Consider the following 16,383-nt stretch of genomic DNA (forward strand, 5'->3'; position numbering starts at 1 on the left):
TGCGTCCGGGCAGCGCTCGACGCCGGCATCACCACGTTCGACACCGCGGACACCTACGCCAACACGAAGGCGGAGACGGTCCTCGGCGAGGCGCTCAAGAGCGAGCGTCGCGCCGGCCTCGAGGTCTTCACGAAGGTCTACTGGCCCACCGGCCCCAAGCAGCACAACGACGTCGGGCTCAGCCGGAAGCACATCATGGAGTCGATCAACGGCTCGCTGACCCGACTCCAGACGGACTACGTCGACCTGTACCAGGCGCACCGCTACGACTACGAGACCCCGCTCGAAGAGACCATGCAGGCCTTCGCCGACGTCGTCCGTCAGGGCAAGGCGCTCTACATCGGCGTGAGTGAGTGGACCGCGGAGCAGATCCGAGCCGGAGCCGCACTGGCGAAGGAGCTCGGCTTCCAGCTCATCTCGAACCAGCCGCAGTACTCGATGCTCTGGCGCGTCATCGAGGGCGAGGTCGTCCCGGCGTCGAAGCAGCTCGGCCTCTCGCAGATCGTCTGGTCGCCCATCGCCCAGGGCGTCCTGACCGGCAAGTACAAGCCGGGCCAGCCCCTGCCCGAGGGATCGCGTGCCACGGACGAGAAGGGCGGCGCGGACATGATCAAGCGGTTCATGCGCGACGAGGTCCTCGAAGCAGTCCAGCGCCTGCAGCCCGTCGCCGACCAGGCCGGACTCACCCTCGCCCAGCTCGCCATCGCGTGGACGCTGCAGAACGAGAACGTCGCGAGTGCGATCGTCGGGGCCTCGCGTCCGTCGCAGGTCACCGACAACGTCAAGGCAGCGGGCGTGAAGCTCGACGCCGACGCGCTCGCGGCGATCGATGCGGCGCTGGGGGACATCCCGGAGCGCGACGCGTCGAAGAACGTGAGCCCGGCCTCCCGACCGGCCTGACCGGCCTGACCGGCAAGCCAGCCTGACCGGCAAGCCGGACGCAGCCGGCAAGCCGGACGCAGCGGGCAAGCCGGATGTGACCGTCCGGACGGTCCTGTCCGATTGACGTGAACGCGGCAACGCGACCGAACCACTCCGATCGGACAGACCGTTCCAGGGCCCGTGGCACCACGCCACGGGCCCTTCCGCGTCCCCGTGCGGAAGTGCATGACGCACCAACCGGGACGACGACGCCCATCGGGGGACATGCGCCTGGCAGACCCCTGATGACGTCCGTACCCCGACCAAACCCCCACGCGAAGCCCCCCGAATCGGGGGCATGACCTCGACCGACACCCTCGTTGTGGTGCCACCCGCCCAGGTGGCACCGAGCGACGCGCACCCGAGCGCACCAGCGGTCCCGCCGACCAACCGGGCTCTGCCGACGAACCCGGTCACGCGCCTCCAGGCCCGATCTGCCCGATCTGCCCGCTTCGCGCGCCTCGTCGCCGCGAGCCGCCAGCTCGTGTCCTTCGGCACCATCGGCGCGCTCTGCTTCCTCATCGACCTCGGCGTCTACAACCTGCTGCGCCTGACGATCCTCGACGACAAGCCCATCGCCGCGAAGGTCGGCTCCGCGATCATCTCGACCGCGGTGGCCTGGGTCCTCAACCGGTTCATCACCTTCCGGTCCGAACGCACCACCGGCCGTCGCGAGACGGTGCGCGAAGGCGTCCTCTTCGCCGTCACCAACCTCATCGGACTGGGCATCGCAGCGGCGTGCCTGTTCGTCTCCCACTACCTGCTCGGATTCACCTCCACCCTCGCCGACAACGTCGCCGGCAACGGGGTCGGTCTCGTCCTCGGCACAGCGTTCCGCTTCGCCGCGTACAAGACCCTCGTCTTCCGTTCCCCCGACGCTCGCCGCACGAAGGAGCACGCCGCATGACCATCCTGACGACGCTGACGCTGGCAGCAGGACCGCTGCTGCAGCCGGGCGACCAGCCCGGCACCACGGACGTCCCGAACCGGGGCACCACCTCCGTCCCGACGGGAGGCTCGGGCCAGGGCGCGCAGATCGCCTGGTCGGTGGGCGAGTGGATCGGCTACTCCGCGCTCATCGCCATCTCCGTCCTGCTCACGCTGGTCGCGTTGTCCACCCTGTGGTGGATGCTGCACGCCTGGCGTTCCCGCGACGCGCTGCGCGCGACGAGCTTCAGCCCGACGCCGCGTCCCGCGGCGCACCGCTTCACGCTCCTGGTGCCCGGTCGGCACGAGGAGGACGTGATGGGCCAGACGCTCGACATGCTCGCCCAGCAGGACCACCCCGACTTCGAGATCATCGCGATCGTCGGCGAGGACGACCCCGGCACCGACCGGGTCGTGCGCGAGGCAGCTGCCCGCCACCCCGGGCTCATCAAGGTCGTGGTCGACGACACCCTGCCGAAGAACAAGCCGAAGGCCATGAACCTCGCGCTCAAGGAGGCGACCGGTGACATCGTCGGCGTGTTCGACGCCGAGGACGAGGTCTACCCGCACCTCCTGACGCTCGTCGACTCCCGCTTCCAGGAGACCGACGCGGACGTGGTGCAGGGCGGCGTGCAGCTGATGAACTTCCGCTCCAGCTGGTGGTCGCTCCGCAACGTGCTCGAGTACTACTTCTGGTTCCGCTCGCGCCTGCACTTCCACGCCGAGTCGAAGTTCATCCCGCTCGGCGGCAACACCGTGTTCGTGACGAAGGAGCGCCTGGACTGGTCGAACGGCTGGGACGCGCACTGCCTGGCCGAGGACTGCGAGCTCGGCGTCCGGCTCTCCGCCGACGGCGCGAAGGTCGTCGTCGCGTACTCGCCCGAGGCGGTCACCCGCGAGGAGACCCCGCCCACGTTCGCGTCGCTCCTGAAGCAGCGCACCCGGTGGAACCAAGGCTTCCTGCAGGTGCTCGAGAAGGGGGAGTGGAAGAAGCTCCCGTCGCGCAAGCAGCGCTTCTTCGCCCGCTACCTGCTGACCATGCCGTTCATCCAGGCGGCGACCGGGCTGCTCATCCCGCTCAGCGTCGTGATGATCGCGTTCGTCAAGGTGCCGACCGTCGTCGCGCTGATCTCCTTCATCCCGCTCGCGCCGACCCTGATGCTGCTGGCGGTCGAGATCGCCGGCCTCGGGGAGTTCGGTCGGCTCTACAAGGAGAAGGTCCGCGTCCGCGACTACGTCAAGCTCGTCCTCGGCCTGATCCCGTACCAGGTGTTCCTCGCCGCAGCGGCCGTCCGTGCCGTCATCCGGCACTCCCGCGGTCAGAACGGGTGGGAGAAGACCGAGCACACCGGGCAGCACCGCACCGCGAGCCAGCAGGCCGAGGTGGTCGGCTTCCCGTCGGCCGTCACCGAGCCCGACGACGTCCAGCAGCCCGTCCACCAGTCCGACCCGGCCGACGACCGTCAGCCCGCCTACGCAGGAGGTGACCGATGACCGCCAGCGCCACCGACACCACCGGGATCCCGATCCGCGGGGTCCAGATGTCCAGCGGCGTCCGCGCCTGGTTCCAGGTGCACGCCCGGAGCCTCGCATGGCTGCTCCCCGTCCTGGCGATCGCCGTCGCGGTGCAGGCCTGGAACATGACCGGCACCCCGCAGCGCATCGACGACGAGGGCACGTACACCGCCCAGGCGTGGGCGATCACGAACCTCGGTGAACTCACCCACTACACGTACTGGTACGACCACCCGCCGCTCGGCTGGATCCAGATCGCCGGCTACACCTCGCTGACCGGGGCGTTCGCCCGCTACCCGTTCGCCGTCGAGGCCGGCCGCGAGGCGATGGTGTTCTTCGCCGCAGCCTCGGCCGTGCTGCTCTTCGTGCTCGGTCGTCGTCTCGGCATGCACCGCTGGGTCAGCGCCGCCGCGGTGCTCGTCTTCGCACTGTCGCCGCTCGCCCTGCAGTACCACCGCACGGTCTACATCGACAACGTCGCGACGCCGTGGCTCCTCGCCGCGTTCATCCTCGTGCTGAGCCGTCGTCAGCAGCTCGCCGGGTTCGTCGGAGCCGCTGCGTGCCTGGGCATCGCCGTGCTGAGCAAGGAGACCTTCCTGCTCGCGCTGCCGTTCCTGGTCTGGCTGGCCGTCCGCCGTGCCGACAAGAGCACCCGCCGCTACACGCTGAGCGTGGCCGGCGCCGTGCTGGCCGTCATCGGTGGCGGGTACATCCTGCTCGCCGCGGTGAAGGGCGAGCTCCTGCCGAGCGCCGGCAAGGTCAGCCTGCTGCAGGGCATCACCTACCAGCTCGGCAGCCGGCAGGCCAGTGGCTCGGTGTTCACCGGCGACAGCCTGGCGAACGAGGCCGCGGCACAGTGGTGGGCACTCGACCCGGTGTTCATCGTGCTCGGGTCGGCAGCGGCCGTCGTGGGCCTGTTCCTGCGCCGTGTCCGCCCGATCGCCGCCATGCTCGTGTTCCTGCTGCTCTTCATGTTCCGGCCGAACGGCTACCTGCCCGTGCCGTACGTGATCATGCTCGTGCCGTTCGCGGCCCTGCTCGTGGCGTACACGGCCGAACGGTCGGTGCTCGCACTCACCGGCGTCACCGCCGCCCGAGCGGGGAGCCGCGGGCGTGCCGCCACCCAGCGTGCACTCGGCATGACCTGGGCCCTGGCCACCGCGGCCGCGCTCGTCGTCGCCGTCCCGCTCTGGGGCTCGCAGCTGCGGGGCTTCCTGATCACCGACCTCGACGAGCCGATGGCGCAGGCCGAGAACTGGATCGGCGACAACGTCGACCGGTCGTCGCGGATGCTCGTCGACGACGCGATGTGGGTCGACCTGGTCAAGGACGGCTTCGCCCGCGACAACGTGGTCTGGTACTACAAGCTCGACACCGACGGAGCCGTGGAGCGCCAGTCGCCGAACGGCTGGAAGGACTCGGACTACGTCGTCACGACCGACTCGATGCGCACCGGTGGGAACTCCTCCACCGACGTGCGGCAGGCGATCCAGAACTCGACCGTCGTCGCGAGCTTCGGCACCGGCAACCAGATGGTCGACGTCCGGCGGATCAACCCGCAGGGCGAGGCCGCTGCGAAGCGCGAGATCACCCAGGCGGCCGACCAGCGGAAGACGCTCGGCACCCAGCTCGCGCAGAACCCCGGGCTCGAGGCGAACGCCGGCACGAAGTCGCAGTTCCGCGCCGGACAGGTGGACTCGCGGGCGATGCTCGGCCTCGGACAGGTCCTGGCCGACAGCTCGGTGCAGGTCGCCCGGTTCACGCCGATGTCCGGCGAGGACGGCCAGACCTTCCGGCGCCTCGTCCTGACCGCGCAGAGCCCGGAGGCCGCCGTCCGCGTCGAGCGGACGTTCGGTGCGATGGACACGGCAGTCGGACCCGAGTCGATGGAGCGGAACGGCGACACCCTGACCGTGGTCTTCGCGCCGACGGACCCGACCACGACCGCGATCAGCGCCTCGTGACCCACCCGTCCACCGCGAGCGGGCGAAACACCGCAGTGCCCGACCCGAGCACCACGACACTTCGCCCGCTCGCGGAAGCCCCGCTCGCGGAAGCCCCGCTCGCGGAGGCTCCGCACCCCCCAGCACGGCCCAGCACGATCCGACCCGAAGGAGCACGACCATGAACGCCGCTGCACCCCAGAGCACCACTGCCCGCACGCCCCGCCGTCGCATCGCGGTCGTCGGAGTCCTGGCCGCGACCCTCGTCGCAGCCACCGTCGGCCTCGCCGCACCGCAGTCCGCCAACGCCGCCACCGCGACCGACGACGGCTGGCTGCGCGTCGGCCACCTGTCCCCGGACACGAAGGGCGTCGACGTCGAACTGTCGAGCCTGGCCGGCGGCAAGAAGGTCTTCGAGCTCGACAACGTCACCTACGGACAGGTCAGCCCGTACCAGGAGCTGCCCGTCGGGACCTACGTGCTCTCGATGCGCGCGTCGGACGCTCCCGACTCGACCCCGGTGATCTCCGCCGACGTCACGGTGCAGGCCGGCGACGCGAGCACGGTCGTGGCCTACGGCAGGAACACGGCGCTGAAGACCGCGGCCTTCTCCGACGACCTGCAGCAGCCCGGGGACGGCAAGGCCAAGCTCCGGCTCGTCCAGGCCGCCACCACGGCGAAGAAGGTCGACGTCAAGGCCTCCGACGGCACCGAGGTCGCGTCCGACGCGGCGTTCGGCACGGCGTCGCAGTACGCCACGGTGAACGCCGGCAAGTGGGACCTCGACATCTCCGGCGGCGGCCAGACCGGCAGCGCCGACCTCGACCTGGCCGGCAACACCGTCTCGACGCTGTTCGTCCTCGACGACAGCAAGGGCAACCTGACGATCGTGCCGGTCACCGACGCGGCCGCGACCGCGGCCACCCCGACGGGCGGCGTGCAGACCGGTGGTGGCGGCACCGCCGCCGACCGCGGCACGACCGACTTCCTCCACGCGGTCATCCGCGCCGTCCGCGGACTGTTCCACTGACCCGGACTGGAGGCCCCACCCAGCCGCGCGCATCGGCTGCGGTGATCCTCCCTCGCAGGCTCGGTCGGCGCGGCTCGCGCAACGCTTCGCGTTGCCGTTGAGCGAGCCGCGCCAGTCCGCCGTTCCACCCACCAGCAGAGAGCGAGCCAGCATGACCCGCAGGAACTGGATCCGTCCCACCGCCGTGGCGCTCGCCGCGGTCCTGGTCGCCGGGGGGATCGCCCTGGCGGCGGTCCGACCCTGGTCGGACCCCGTGCCGGACGCCGGCGGAGCCTCCACCCCGACCTCGACCACCCCGCCGACCGGCACCCGGTCCGCCGCGCAGCTGCGGACCGACTTCCTCGACCGCTACGTCGAGGACGGCCGCGTCGTGCGGAAGGACCAGGGCAGCGACACCGTCAGCGAGGGGCAGGCGTACGGCCTGCTCATCGCCTACGCCGCCGGCGATCGTGACCGGTTCGGCGACATCTGGTCGTGGACGAAGCGACACCTACTCACTGACGACCACCTGCTCGCCTGGCGCTGGACCACCGACGGGGGCGTCGCCGACGGACAGTCCGCATCGGACGCCGACCTCGATGCCGCCCGCGCGCTCGTGCTCGCCGGGAAGACCTGGGATGACGCGCGCTACACCGCCGCGGGCAAGCAGATGGCGGCCGCCGTGCTCGACCACGAGACGGTGACCACCGACCTCGGGCGCATCCTGCTGCCGGGACCGTGGGCCGACTCCGAGCCCTACCGCTACGACGCCTCGTACGCCTCGCCGGCCGCCTACCGGGTGCTCGCCGAGGCCACCGGCGATGCTCGCTGGCAGGAACTCGAGCGCGGTTCCTCCGCCGCGACGGCCGCCGTGCTCGCGAAGACCGACCTGCCGAGCGACTGGTCGCAGGTGCACGCCGACGGCAGCGTCGACCCGATGCCGGCGACGGGCAACGACTCCCGCGTGCTGTACGGCTACGACGCCATGCGCCTGCCCGTCCGGTACGCCGAGGCGTGCACGGCCAAGGACCGGGAACTCGCGGGGTCCATCGCACCCACGCTCCGGCGTACCACCCAGCTCGCGGCGCAGCTCGACCTGGGCGGGACCGCCGTCACGGGGGACCGGAGCGCGCTGGCGTACGTCGCACGCGCGGCGGCCGAGCAGGCCTCCGGTGCCACGAGTGCCGCGACCCAGGACCTCGACCGTGCCGACCGCACGTCGGCGACCACGCCGACGTACTACGGCGACGCGTGGGCCGCGCTCGGGGCGACCATGCTGACCTCGGACGTGCTCGGCGGTTGCGCCAGCGATGCTGGAGGTGCCTCGTGAGCGGGCGTCGGGCTGCGTCCCGCAGCGGGCGCTGGACCGGGCGTCGGCTGGCCGTGGTGGCCGGAGGCGTCGCGGTGGTGCTGGTGGCCGGGGTGGCCACCGGGGTCGCGGTCGCGGCGGGCAGTGGGCCCGTCGGGGCACCGGCGACCGCGGGGGCATCGGCCGGCCCCAGCGGCGGTTCGACGTCGGGTTCGTCGTCGGCCGGTGGCGACCGGGACATCTCCGGCTTCCAGGACCCCGCGGCGCCCGCTGCGAAGTCGACGGCCACGCCCGTGCGGGTGACGATCCCGGCGATCGGCGTCGACGCCTCGCTCGAGGACCTGCACCGCGGGTCCGCCGGCGAGCTCGACCCGCCGAAGGGCTGGGACAACGCCGGCTGGTTCAGCGACGGCATCGTGCCCGGCGAGGTCGGGCCCGCCGTCATCGCTGGCCACGTCGACAGCCCCACGAGCGCGGCGGTGTTCTTCCGCCTGGACGAGCTCGTGTCCGGCGACCAGATCCACGTCGCCATGTCGGACGGCTCCACCCGCACCTTCACCGTCGACCGGACCGAACGCGCCGCGAAGTCGGCGTTCCCGACCAGTGACGTCTACGGCGTCACCCCCACCCCGACCCTGCGGCTCATCACCTGTGACGGCACCTTCGACACCGCCACCGGGCACTACACAGACAACCTGATCGTGTTCGCAGAGCTGTCGGACTCCTGACCCAGCACACGCCATATACGTTCGACCGGAAGCACGCAAGGAGCATCATGAGCGAGACCCTGGTCATCATCCCGACCTACGACGAGGCGGAGAACATCCGTCCGATCGTCGCGCGCACCCTGGCCGCGACCGACGAGCACGTCCACGTGCTGGTCGTCGACGACAACTCGCCCGACGGCACCGGCGCGATCGCCGACGCCCTGGCGACCGAGACCAGCCGCGTGCACGTGCTCCACCGGACCGAGAAGAACGGCCTCGGCGGTGCGTACCTCGCCGGCTTCGACTGGGGTCTGGCGAACGGCTACGACAAGCTCGTCGAGATGGACGCGGACGGCTCGCACCACCCGGAGTACCTGCCGTGGATGCTCGAGCTCGCGGACACGAACGACCTGGTGCTCGGCTCCCGGTGGATCCACGGCGGCGAGGTCGAGAACTGGCCGTGGCACCGTGAACTGCTCTCCCGCGGGGGCAACCTGTACACCCGGCTCGCCCTGGGGATCGCGGTCCGCGACGCCACCGGCGGGTTCCGCGTCTTCACCCGCTCGGCGCTCGAGCGCATCGACCTGGCCGGGATCGCGTCGAAGGGGTACTGCTTCCAGGTGGACCTGTGCTGGCGTGCGCTCGAGGCAGGCCTGCAGGTCGTCGAGACCCCGATCACGTTCACCGAGCGCGAGTTCGGCGTCTCGAAGATGAGCGGGAACATCGTCCGCGAGAGCCTGACGCTCGTCACGAAGTGGGGCATCGACCGCCGTCTGCGCGAGGTGCGTGCGATCGCGAAGGAGCACAAGCCGCTGCCGTCGGTGCGGCGCAACGCGCACGCGGTGGCGAACCCGATCCGCTGACGATCGCGCGGTCGCACGCACGCACTCACGCAAGGACGACTGCCCGCTCGCTCGGGCAGTCCGTACGACGAAGGGCCACCCGCTCGGGTGGCCCTTCGTCGTTGCGTCGTCAGCGCGTCAGCGCAGCACCACGATCCCGCGTCCGTTGAACCGGACGGTCTCGGGGTCGTCGTCGTCCGTGGTGGCGCCGAACGCGTAGAGGACCTCGCCGGTCGCGTCCGGGACGGGGACCGTCGCGGCGTCGTCAGCGAAGTTCACGACGACGTGCACCGGCGCTGCCGTCGGGCCGAGCAGCCCACGGGTGACCACGAGCCAGCGCTGGTCCTCGTCGAACCGCACCGCGTTGGCCTCGTAGCGGTGGTCCACGAACGCCTCGTCGGTCCGACGCAGCGCGACGAGCACTCGGTAGGCCCGCAGGATCGCGGTCCCGCGTTCCGAGGTGACGTCGGCCCAGTCGAGCTTGGAGTCGAGGAACGTCGCCGGGTCCTGCGGGTCGGGCACGACGGACTCGTCCCACCCGTGCTCGGCGAACTCCTTGATGCGTCCCTCGGCTGTCGCCTTGCCGAGCTCCGGCTCAGGGTGTGACGTGAAGAACTGCCACGGTGTGGTCGCGGCGAACTCCTCGCCCATGAACAGCATCGGCGTGAACGGGCCGAGCAGCGTCAGCGCCGCCGCGATCACCAGCCCCTCGTCGTCCAACGTCGCTGCCAGTCGGTCGCCGGTCGCCCGGTTGCCGATCTGGTCGTGGTTCTGGTTCGCCACGACGAGCGCCGTCGCCGGGGAGGTCCCACGGTCGATCGGACGACCGTGGCGCGCCCCGCGGAACGACGACCACGTGCCGTCGTGGAAGAAGCCCTCGTGCAGGACCTTCGCCAGGGCCGACAGCGGCGCGAAGTCCGCGTAGTAGCCGGACGTCTCGCCGGTGAGGGCGACGTGCACCGCGTGGTGGAAGTCGTCGGACCACTGCCCGTCGAGCCCGTACCCCGCGGCCTCGCGCGGTCGGAACATGATCGGGTCGTTCAGGTCGGACTCCGCGATCAGCGACCGGGGGATGCCCGTGAACGCCGCGAAGGCATCGGACTCCGACGCCATCTCGGCCAGCACGTGCGTGCGCGAGGTGTCGCGGATCGCGTGCACGGCGTCCAGGCGCAGCCCGTCGACGTGGTGGTCCCGCAGCCACATCCGCACGTTGTCCAGCACGTAGCGCCGGACCTCTGGGTGCTCGACGTTGACGGAGTCGCCCCACGTGTTCGCCAGGCCCTGCGTCAGGTACGGCCCGTAGAGCGGCAGGTAGTTGCCGCTCGGTCCGAGGTGGTTGTACACGACGTCCTGGATCACGCCGAGTCCGAGCGCGTGGGCGGTGTCGACGAAGCGGTCGTAGGCGTCCGGCCCACCGTAGGGGGCGTGCACGGCGTACCAGGCGACGCCGTCGTAGCCCCAGTTCCACTCGCCGTTGACGCCGTTGACCGGGAGCAGCTCGACGAACTCCACGCCGAGCTCCACCAGGTGGTCGAGCTTCTGCGCGGCCGCGTCGAGCGTGCCCTCGGGCGTGTAGGTCCCGACGTGCATCTCGTAGATGACGGCTCCTCGGGCGGGACGGCCGGTCCAGGACTCGTCGGTCCAGGCGAACCGCGCGGGGTCGACGACCTCGGACGGACCGTGCACCCCCTCGGGCTGGAACCGGCTGCGTGGATCGGGGCGGATCGCGTCGTCGTCGTCGATGCGGAACCCGTAGCGGGCGCCCACGACGGGCACGATCGCGTCGGTGCCCCACCAGTCGTCGTCCCCGCGGGTCAGGGGGTACTCGGTGCCGTCGACGACCAGGCGGACCCGCTCGGGGGTCGGCGCCCAGACGGCGTAGCGGTCGGGTGCGGTCATGCGTGACCCTCCAGGATCTCGATCTCGGCCTGCGCGTCGGTCTCGGTCGCATCACCGGTTCCCGGCGCGCTCGCGTCCGGACGGGAGGCCCGGCTCGCGCCCGCCGCGTCCGCCGCGGCGTCGGCGTGGCCGGCTGCGGCGGCGTCCGCCGCCGGGACCAGCAGGGCGACGGGGTAGGTGGTGAGGAGGTCGGACAGCAGGATGCCCCGCGACGCGGGCACCATCCTGCCGGTCAGGACGTCCACCCGGTCGACGGGCGCAGGGTGGATGCACGTGTCACCCCAGCCGCCGACCCGCTCGAGCCCGATCGGCAGACGTGTGGCGACGGTGACCGCGCCCCCGCGGTCGAAGGCGACCACGTGGTCGGCCGCGATGCCGGTGGCCTCGACCGCGAGGTGCCGGGTGAACAACTCGGGGCGGTCACGACGCAGACGCAGTGCGCGGCTGGTGACGAGCAGCTTCGCCGCGCCCTCGAGGTCCACGGACGGCAGGACCTCGGGCCCGTCGTCTTCCGGACCGTCGAGCTCGGCCAGGATCCGTCGACGTTCGGCGTAGTCCACCGCACGGCGGTTGTCCGGGTCCACGAGCGACCGGTCCCACAGCTCGGTGCCCTGGTAGACGTCCGGCACACCAGGAGCGGTCAGCTGGACGAGCTTCAAGCCGAGGCCGTTCGACCATCCGGCAGCGGAGATCCGCTCGTCGAGGTCGTCCAGCACCGCGACCACGGTGGGGTCGTCGAACGCGGCGTCGACGAGCGCGTGCATGCGGCCCTCGAACGCCTCGTCCGGCTCGGTCCAGGTGGTGCTGTCGCCGGCCTCGCGCGAGGCCTTCTCGGCGTACGCGTGCAGCCGTTCGCGACTGGCCGGACGTGCGCCGACGATCGCCTGCCACAGCAGGTTCGCGAAGACCCCGTCCTCGAGCGGCGCGAGCGTGTTGAGCCGGCTGAAGGTCTCGGTCCACTCGTCCCCGAGCTCGGCGAGCACGGCGATCCGGGCGCGGGTGTCCTCGCTGCGCTTGGTGTCGTGCGTGGTGAGCGTCGTCATCGTGTGCGGCCAGCTCGCCAGGCACTCCCGCTGTGCCGCGTGGAACTCGTCGACCGAGACGGCGAAGATGCTCGGGTCGCCGCCGACCTCGCTGAGCGAGCTGAGCTTGGCGGAACGGTAGAACGCGGTGTCCTCGACGCCCTTGGCCATCACCATGCCGCTGGTCTGCTGCAGCCGGACGGCCGCGGCGTTGGACGGGTCGATCAGCGACGGTGCGATCCGGTCGATGACGTCGCCCAGGTCGGGGCGGGACTCCGCCGCACCCTCGAGTGCGTCGATCAGGTGGTGCGAGCCCTCGGGCAGGTACGTGCGGTAGACGTCGAAGCACGCGATCACCTCGGCCAGGGCGTCGACCAGGCGGTCGTGGTCGACCGTCGCCGGGTCGTCGTCGTGGGCCGTCTCGTTCTCGAGCAGTCGGGCGAGTCGTTCCACCTCGCTGCCGAGGATGCCGTCGGCGATGCCGCGTCGGGTGTCGTGGGTCAGTGCCTGCCAGTCCGCGGGCTCGGCTTCAACGGTCGCCCAGAGGGACTCCTCGCCCCGCGGGTCGACGAACAGGCGGTCCATCGTGCCGAGCGCGTCGTACCCGGTGGTGCCGTCGACCGGCCAGCTGGCGGGCAGTTCCTCGCCCGGCTCGAGGATCTTCTCGACGAGTGTGTAGGCGCCGCCGGTCAGGGCGCGGAGGTCTTCGAGGTAGCCGGCGGGGTCGTACAGCCCGTCCGGGTGGTCGATGCGCAGACCGTCGACCAGACCGTCGCGGAACCAGGCGCCGACGACGGCGTGCGACGCGGCGAAGACCTCGGGTTCCTCGACGCGGATGGCCGCCAGCGTGTTGACGGCGAAGAACCGGCGGTAGTTCAGGTCGTGGTCCGCCCGCTTCCAGTGGATGAACTCGTAGTGCTGCCGGTCGTGCACGGTCGACACGTCGTCGCCGGGCTCGACCGTTCCGGGAGCGGTCGGGTACGCGGTCTCGCCGACCCGCAGGACGGGGCGCGCTGCGTCGGAGGTGTCGAGCGTGACGGCGTCGAGCAGGTCGTCGGCGAGCACCGGGACCCGGACACGACCGCCGCCGGCGTGCCAGTCGACGTCGAAGGCCCACGCGACGGGGGAGCCCTGGCCGTGTTCGAGCAGGGACCACCACCAGGGGTTCGACTCGGGCGTGGCCACACCGACGTGGTTCGGGACGATGTCGACGAGCACGCCGAGGCCCGCCGCGTGCGCAGCCTCGGTCAGGGCGCGGAAGGCGTCGTCGCCGCCGCGTTCGGCGTCGACGCGCGTGTGGTCGACCACGTCGTAGCCGTGCGCGGAACCCGGCTCGGCCTGCAGCACCGGCGAGAGGTACAACCAGTCGGCCCCGAGGTCGCGCACGTACTCGACCACGTCGGCCGCGGCCGTCAGGTCGAAGTCCGGCGACACCTGCAGGCGGTAGGTCGAGACCGGTGTCCGCTTGGTCACTGGGGTGCTCCGTTCTGCGCCGTGGCGCTGGGGGCCGTGGATCCGGCCGGGTTCGCCGGGGTGACGGCGTCCTGCGGGGACCGACCGGCGGCGCCGTCGGTCGTCGTGTCGACGGGGGTCGAGGTGACCTCGTGGTCGGGTTCGGCGCGCAGCACGATCATCGAGCGGGCGGGGACGTCCAGCGGCGAGGCGGCGTCGAGCACGTCCTCGCGCGCACCCGGGTCGGCCGTGTCGATGCGCACCGTCCACCCGGGGGAGTACTCCTCGGGCGGCAGGGTGAACGTCACGACGTCGTCGTGGGCGTTGAAGTAGGTGATGAACGCCACGTCCGTCACGCGGTCACCGCGGGCGTCACGGCCGCGGATGCCCTCGCCGTTCAGGTACATGCCGACGCTCTTGCCGAAGCCGGAGTCCCAGTCCTCGGGTTCCATCGCGTCCCCGGAGGGCGTGAGCCACACCACGTCCGGCAGTGGTTCGTCCTGCCCGCGGCGCACCGGGCGGCCGTTGAAGTAGCGCGTCCGACGGAAGGTCGGGTGGTCGTGCCGGAGCTTCAGCACGTCGGCGGTGAACTGGACCAGGTCCTCGTCCGCGGTCTCCCAGTCGATCCAGCTGATCGCGGAGTCCTGCGCGTAGACGTTGTTGTTGCCGGACTGGGTGCGCCCGAGCTCGTCGCCGTGCGCGATCATCGGGACGCCCTGGCTGAGCAGCAGCGTCGCCAGGAAGTTCCGCTGCCGCTGGGTGCGGAGGGCGTTCACCGCGGGGTCGTCGGTGGGTCCTTCGACCCCGGAGTTCCACGACCGGTTGTGGCTCTCGCCGTCGTTGTTGTCCTCGCCGTTGGCCTCGTTGTGCTTCTCGTTGTAGGCGACCAGGTCGTACAGCGTGAAGCCGTCGTGCGCGGTGATGAAGTTGATGCTGGCCTTGGGCGTACGGCCGTCGTGCTCGTACAGGTCAGCCGACCCCGAGATGCGCGACGCGAACTCGCCGAGCGTCGACGGTTCGCCGCGCCAGAAGTCCCGCACGGTGTCGCGGTACTTGCCGTTCCACTCGGACCACTGCGGCGGGAAGTTGCCGACCTGGTAGCCGCCGGGACCGACGTCCCACGGCTCGGCGATGAGCTTCACCTGCGACACGATCGGGTCCTGCTGGACCAGTTCGAAGAAGGCCGACAGACGGTCGACCTCGTAGAACTCGCGGGCAAGTGCCGCGGCGAGGTCGAAGCGGAAGCCGTCGACGTGCATCTCGGTCACCCAGTAGCGCAGCGAGTCCATGATGAGCTGCAACGAGTGCGGGTGTCCGACGTTGAGCGAGTTGCCGGTGCCCGTCACGTCCATGTAGTAGCGCTTGTCGTCGTCCATCAAGCGGTAGTACGCGGCGTTGTCGATGCCGCGGAAGGACAGCGTCGGGCCGAGGTGGTTGCCCTCGGCGGTGTGGTTGTAGACGACGTCGATGACGACCTCGATGCCCGCGCGGTGCAGCTCGCGCACCATCGTCTTGAACTCCTGCACCTGCTGGCCGCCGTCGCCCGAGGACGAGTAGTGCGAGTGCGGGGCGAAGAACCCGATGGTGTTGTAGCCCCAGTAGTTCGACAGCCCCTTCTCCTGCAGGGTCGAGTCGTTCACGAACTGGTGCACCGGCATCAGCTCGAGCGTCGTGACTCCCAGCCGCTTGAGGTGCTCGATGACCGCCGGGTGTCCGACGCCGGCATACGTGCCGCGCTGGTCCTCCGGCACGTCGGGGTGCGTCTCGGTGAGGCCCTTGACGTGTGCCTCGTAGATGACGGTCTCGCCGTACGGGGTACGCGGAGCGCGGTCCCCCTGCCAGTCGAAGAACGGGTTGATCACCACGCCCTTGACCATGTGCGAGGCGGAGTCCTCGTCGTTGGTGGAGTCGGGGTCGCCGAAGGTGTACGAGAACAGCGACTGGTCCCAGTCGATGTCACCGCTGGTGGCCTTGGCGTACGGGTCGAGCAGGAGCTTGTTCGGGTTGCAACGCGCGCCGGTGGCGGGGTCGTACGCGCCGTGCACCCGGAAGCCGTAGAGCTGTCCGGGACCGATGTTCGGCAGGTACGCGTGCCAGACGTAGGCGTCCACCTCGACCAGGGGGACGCACTCCTCGGTGCCGTCCTCGTCGAAGAGGCAGAGCTCCACGCGATCGGCCACCTCGCTGAACAGGGCGAAGTTCGTGCCACTGCCGTCGTACGTCGCGCCGAGCGGGTAGGGGTTGCCGGGCCAGGTGTGCAAACGTGCCTCCAGGTTGTCTCGCTGAGCGTATCGACGCGTCCCTGTGCTGTCCGCCGTGCCGGACCCCCTGTGGACCGGCCCCGCTGTCCACAGGGGCGGTGCGGAGTAGCCTCGCGCCATGCCCAACATCGTCACGCAGATCGCAGACAAGGTGCGCCCCGTCGGCGTCGCCACGAACTACGGAGACCCGGTCGAGGTCGGCGACCAGACACTCATCCCGGTGTCGGTCGGCTGGTTCGGCTTCGGGGGAGGTGGCGACGACCAGAACGGCGGCGGCGGTGGCGGCGGCGCGACCCTGCCCGTCGGCGCCTACGTCCGACGTCCGGGCCGGGACCTGGAGTTCGAGCCGAACCTCATCTCGCTGCTCGTCGTGAGCATCCCGCTCGTCTGGGTGACGGGCACCGTCCTCCGCAAGCTGATCCGCGTCCTCAAGAAGTAGCGTCGGCGGTACACTGCTGGGACACACACGGGAGTCCGGGATCGCCGGGCTGAGAGGGAGCGAGCAGCGCTCCGACCGTCGAACCTGATCCGGGTCATGCCGGCGCAGGGAGGAGTCCTCATGGTGCCTGTCGGCAC

12 protein-coding genes and 1 riboswitch are annotated in these 16,383 nt (G+C 70.9%); of the genes, 9 read left to right on the forward strand and 3 right to left on the reverse strand.

Features of this window, described 5'->3' with window-relative positions; genetic code table 11:
* From BIU90_RS02775 to BIU90_RS02810, 8 genes are all read left to right on the forward strand, one after another.
* Nucleotides 1–900: aldo/keto reductase family protein (locus tag BIU90_RS02775; protein ID WP_071298725.1), on the forward strand; the 900-nt coding region annotated here is incomplete at its 5' end.
* Nucleotides 901–1,219: 319 nt separating this feature from the next.
* A complete protein-coding gene (locus BIU90_RS02780) occupies nucleotides 1,220–1,828 on the forward strand; it encodes a GtrA family protein (protein WP_083403636.1) in 609 nt (202 codons plus the stop codon).
* On the forward strand, nucleotides 1,825–3,342 hold the full coding sequence (locus tag BIU90_RS02785; RefSeq protein ID WP_071298726.1) for a glycosyltransferase family 2 protein: 1,518 nt from the start codon (nucleotides 1,825–1,827) through the stop codon (nucleotides 3,340–3,342). Before BIU90_RS02780 ends, BIU90_RS02785 begins: the two co-directional genes overlap by 4 nt.
* On the forward strand, nucleotides 3,339–5,327 hold the full coding sequence (locus BIU90_RS02790; protein ID WP_071298727.1) for a glycosyltransferase family 39 protein: 1,989 nt from the start codon (nucleotides 3,339–3,341) through the stop codon (nucleotides 5,325–5,327). Before BIU90_RS02785 ends, BIU90_RS02790 begins: the two co-directional genes overlap by 4 nt.
* Nucleotides 5,328–5,487: 160 nt before the next feature.
* Nucleotides 5,488–6,336: a DUF4397 domain-containing protein gene (locus BIU90_RS02795; protein WP_071298728.1), complete on the forward strand. Its 849-nt coding sequence runs from the start codon at nucleotides 5,488–5,490 to the stop codon at nucleotides 6,334–6,336.
* A gap of 151 nt (nucleotides 6,337–6,487) precedes the next feature.
* On the forward strand, nucleotides 6,488–7,645 hold the full coding sequence (locus BIU90_RS02800; protein ID WP_071298729.1) for a glycosyl hydrolase family 8: 1,158 nt from the start codon (nucleotides 6,488–6,490) through the stop codon (nucleotides 7,643–7,645).
* Entirely contained in the window at nucleotides 7,642–8,352 is a 711-nt protein-coding gene (locus BIU90_RS02805; protein WP_175470120.1) for a class F sortase, read from the forward strand. Before BIU90_RS02800 ends, BIU90_RS02805 begins: the two co-directional genes overlap by 4 nt.
* Before the next feature lie 47 nt (nucleotides 8,353–8,399).
* Nucleotides 8,400–9,194 carry a polyprenol monophosphomannose synthase gene (locus tag BIU90_RS02810; RefSeq protein WP_071298731.1) on the forward strand — a complete coding sequence of 265 codons (795 nt, stop codon included), beginning with the start codon at nucleotides 8,400–8,402 and terminating at the stop codon, nucleotides 9,192–9,194.
* 117 nt (nucleotides 9,195–9,311) lie between these two features.
* Here the strand turns inward: BIU90_RS02810 and treZ are convergent, their stop codons facing one another.
* The 3 genes from treZ to glgX are packed head-to-tail and all read right to left on the reverse strand — an operon-like array spanning nucleotide 9,312 to nucleotide 15,807.
* Complete coding sequence (gene treZ, locus BIU90_RS02815) at nucleotides 9,312–11,072, reverse strand: malto-oligosyltrehalose trehalohydrolase (protein WP_071298732.1); 1,761 nt, start codon at nucleotides 11,070–11,072, stop codon at nucleotides 9,312–9,314.
* Nucleotides 11,069–13,567 carry a malto-oligosyltrehalose synthase gene (gene treY / locus BIU90_RS02820; protein ID WP_071298733.1) on the reverse strand — a complete coding sequence of 833 codons (2,499 nt, stop codon included), beginning with the start codon at nucleotides 13,565–13,567 and terminating at the stop codon, nucleotides 11,069–11,071. Before treY ends, treZ begins: the two co-directional genes overlap by 4 nt.
* Nucleotides 13,564–15,807, reverse strand: a complete 2,244-nt coding sequence (gene glgX, locus BIU90_RS02825; RefSeq protein ID WP_071298734.1) for a glycogen debranching protein GlgX — start codon at nucleotides 15,805–15,807, stop codon at nucleotides 13,564–13,566. Before glgX ends, treY begins: the two co-directional genes overlap by 4 nt.
* Before the next feature lie 118 nt (nucleotides 15,808–15,925).
* On the opposite strand from glgX, the gene BIU90_RS02830 reads away from it, so the two are divergent.
* The gene (locus tag BIU90_RS02830) at nucleotides 15,926–16,246 is read left to right on the forward strand and encodes a hypothetical protein (RefSeq protein WP_071298735.1); all 321 of its coding nucleotides are present in this window, start codon (nucleotides 15,926–15,928) and stop codon (nucleotides 16,244–16,246) included.
* A gap of 17 nt (nucleotides 16,247–16,263) precedes the next feature.
* Nucleotides 16,264–16,375, forward strand: a riboswitch (TPP riboswitch).
* The last annotated feature ends 8 nt before the right edge of the window (nucleotides 16,376–16,383 follow it).

The organism is Curtobacterium sp. MCBA15_001 (assembly GCF_001864835.1).
In the GTDB taxonomy this organism is placed as follows: Bacteria; Actinomycetota; Actinomycetes; order Actinomycetales; family Microbacteriaceae; genus Curtobacterium.